This is a genomic window from Mesorhizobium sp. M4B.F.Ca.ET.017.02.2.1 (assembly GCF_003998955.1).
Classification (GTDB): domain Bacteria; phylum Pseudomonadota; class Alphaproteobacteria; order Rhizobiales; family Rhizobiaceae; genus Mesorhizobium; species Mesorhizobium abyssinicae.
Genome location: NZ_RZOF01000495.1, coordinates 1 through 3,307 on the forward strand (window position 1 = coordinate 1; position 3,307 = coordinate 3,307).

Genomic DNA, 3,307 nt, shown 5'->3' on the forward strand with positions numbered 1-3,307 from the left:
CCGGTGAGGCGGGCGTGCTCGTAGGCTTCCTCCACCGTCACGTCCTCGCCCACCTTGCCGGTGCACAGCGTGCCGTCGGCGCGCAACGGCCCCTGGCCGGAGAGGAAGATCAGCCGGCCGCTCTCGGCGTGGGTGACAAAGTTGGCGATGGGCGTCGGCGGCTCTGGCAGCTTCAGGCCGAGTTCGGCGAGCCGGATATAGGGCGTCATGTAGTCTCCTTGCGGCTTCTCTTTGTTCTACGCAACTCCGGACGGAAAACGGCTTGCACTTTTCCTGGAGTTGCTTTGGGTCGCCGCCCGATGTCAGAAATGCGAGGCGCGGAACCGCGCCAGGAAGCTGCGGAGACGCTCGTTGGTGGTCTCCGCCGCCAGGATCTCCTTCGGCGGGCCGACGGCACTGACCCCACCATCGGCCATGAAGACGATGCGGCTGGACGCATCGCGGGCGAAAGCCATTTCATGCGTCACCATCAGCATGGTCATGCCGTCCTCGGCGAGGCTGCGCACCACGGCCAGCACCTCGCCGACCAGTTCCGGATCGAGCGCCGAGGTGATCTCGTCGAGAAGCAGGATCTTAGGCTCCATGGCGACCGCGCGCGCAATGCCGACGCGCTGCTGCTGGCCGCCGGACAGCTCGGCCGGCAGGCTGTCGGCCTTATGCGCAAGACCGACGCGGCCGAGCCAGTGCTCGGCGATCGAGCGCGCCTCGGCCGCGCTCTTGCCGCGCACCTTGGTGAGGCCGAGCATGATGTTGCCGGCCGCCGTCAGATGCGGGAACAGGTTGAAGCCCTGGAACACCATGCCGGTCTCGGCGCGCATGCTGGCGAGATCGCGCTCGCTGCGGCGCTGGCGCGTTGCGGCGTCGCGGTAGCCGACCTCCCTGCCGTCGATGCGGATCGAGCCGCTGTCGTAGCTTTCGAGGAAGTTGACGCAGCGCAGCAGCGTGGTCTTGCCGCTGCCTGACGGCCCGATGACCGTCACCACCTCGCCGCGCGTCACCTCGAGGCTGACGGAGCGCAGCACCGCGACGGCGCCGAAGGCCTTGGACACATCGCGGACTTCGAGCAGTGCGGGAGGGGCGTTTGAGGCGTCGGACATCATGCTATTCCCGAATGAAGGAGAAGCGTCGCTCCAGCCGACGGCTGGCCAGCGAAAGCGCGTAATTGACGGCGAAGTAGACCAGCGCGCCGAGGATATAGAGCGGCATCGCCTCGTAGGTGCGGCCGATGACCTGGTTGATCGCCTGCATCAGGTCGGTGATGCCGAGCAGCGAGACCAGCGCGCTGCCCTTGACCGCGTCGGTGACGCCGTTGATCCAGGGCGGCAGGAAGCGCCTGAAGGCCTGGGGAAAGATGACGTAGGTCAGCCGCTGGCGAAAGGTCAGCCCGATCGCCATCGCTGCTTCGGACTGGCCCTTGGGGATCGAGCCGACGGCGCCGCGCACATACTCGACCACCTGCGCCGTCTTGAACAGCGTCAGCGCCAGCACCGCGGCCCAGAAGGACTGCAGATGAAGCCCGACCGCCGGCATGCCGTAATAGACGAAGAACATCAGCACCAGGATCGGGATGCCACGGATAGTGTCGCTGAAGATGCGCACCGCCCAGCGCAGCGGGGCGGGGCCATAGACCAGGCCGACGCCCAACAGGACACCGGCGATGAGCGAAAGCACCACGACCAGCAGCGACACCCACAGGGTGATGGCGAAGCCTTGAGCGAGGAACGGGACGGCGTAGAGGATTTGGCTCAGCATGTCAGCGCGCCGCCCTGAACCGGCGCTCGACGAGCCTGAGCGCGAAAAGCAGCGCATAGCCGGTCACCAGATACATCGCCGTGGTGACCAGGTAGACTTCGACGATGCGGAAGGTGTTGAAGTTGATCCACTGCGCGCCGTAGGTGAGTTCGGGCACCGAGATGACCGAGGCGATCGAGGTGTCCTTGAACAACGAGATGAAGGTGTTGGAGAGCGCCGGCAGCGTGATGCGCAGCATCGTCGGCAGGCGCACATGGAGCAGCCGCTGCCAGGGCGTGAGGCCGATCGCCTTGCCGGCATCCAATTGGCCGCGCGGCACGGCCTCGAGGCCGGAGCGGAACACCTCGACCAGATAGGCGCCGCTATAGACCGACAGCGTCAGCACGAACGAGGTCGGCGCGCTGTAGGCGATGTCGATCACCGTCGGCAGTCCGTAGAAGACCAGATAGACGAGCAGGATCAGCGGCACGTTGCGGATGAACTCGACATAGGCGGCGATGATCGCCCGCACCGTGCGTCCGGCCGAAACGTACCAGACCGCCAGCACCAGCCCGATGACGATGCCGATGGCGATCGAGATCACGGCAAGCTCGAGGCTGAGCAGCAGCCCGCCCCAGAGCTTGTCGAAATGGCGCCAGATCAGGTTGAAGTTGAGCGCGTAGCCCATGTGCTGCAGCCTCAAGACTTCCGCCGCGGCGCGAACAGGTCGCGCCGCGCTGGAAGGGAATGGAAGGGCGCGCCAGGCGCCCTTTCTGCGAACGGCATCAGATGACCGGGAAGCCCGGATGACGCGCCGGCGGCTCCAGCCCGAAATAGTCCTTGAACGCCGCGTCGTAGAGCGCGGTTTCGTGGCCGAACATGGCGATGGTGAAGGTCTGGTTGACGTAGGTCAGCCAGTCGAGATCGCCTTGCCGGAGTGCCGCGCCGTAGAGCATCGAGTACCAGCTCTTGCCGGCGTCGAAATATTTGTCGGGATTGCGCGAGGCGAGCCAGCGCACCGTGGAAAGATCGACGGCGGCGGCGTCGACGCGCTTGGATTCCAGCGCCTGCAGCACATTGGCCTGGGTGTCGATCTGCATCACCTGAGCATCTGGCAGGGCGTAATGGACCGAGGTCTCGGCATCGACGTTCTGCAGGATGGAAATGCGGGTCGCCGAGCCGGCGGCGAGCAGCTTGTCGAAGGTCTTGTTCTCGGCGGAAGGAAGCGTCAGCAGGGCGACGCCTTCGACGTAGTAGGGCCGCGAGAAGTTGATCAGCTGCGAGCGCTGCGCCGTCATGGTCATGAACTGGATGGTGATGTCGACCTTGTTGGTGGTCACGTTCGGAATGCGCTGCGCCGGGTCCTGCATGACGAACTCGACCTTGGTCGGGTCGTCGAACAGGCCCTTGGCCAGGATCCGGCCCATGGTGATGTCCATGCCGACAAGCTCGCCGGCATCGTTCTCGAAGTGCCAGGGCGCGTTGGTGCTGCCGGTGCCGACGATCAGCTTGCCGCGATCGAGCACGGTGCGCAGCAGGCTGTCGGGCGCCGCCTGAGCCGCCGCCTTCTTGGCAT

The 3,307-nt window shown here is 65.6% G+C and carries 5 protein-coding genes; all 5 read right to left on the reverse strand.

Translation table 11 applies throughout. The annotated features are described in order from the left end of the window. Positions 1–209: RidA family protein (locus tag EN738_RS32625; protein WP_145967008.1), on the reverse strand; the 209-nt coding region annotated here is incomplete at its 3' end. A gap of 93 nt (positions 210–302) precedes the next feature. Next, complete coding sequence (locus tag EN738_RS32630; protein WP_127287157.1) at positions 303–1,097, reverse strand: amino acid ABC transporter ATP-binding protein; 795 nt, start codon at positions 1,095–1,097, stop codon at positions 303–305. Between the two features lie 4 nt (positions 1,098–1,101). Beyond that, entirely contained in the window at positions 1,102–1,752 is a 651-nt protein-coding gene (locus tag EN738_RS32635; protein WP_127287158.1) for an amino acid ABC transporter permease, read from the reverse strand. Between the two features lies 1 nt (position 1,753). Further along, the gene (locus EN738_RS32640; RefSeq protein WP_126057930.1) at positions 1,754–2,419 is read right to left on the reverse strand and encodes an amino acid ABC transporter permease; all 666 of its coding nucleotides are present in this window, start codon (positions 2,417–2,419) and stop codon (positions 1,754–1,756) included. Between the two features lie 97 nt (positions 2,420–2,516). Further along, on the reverse strand, positions 2,517–3,307 hold a 791-nt coding region (locus EN738_RS32645), incomplete at its 5' end, for a transporter substrate-binding domain-containing protein (protein ID WP_127287159.1).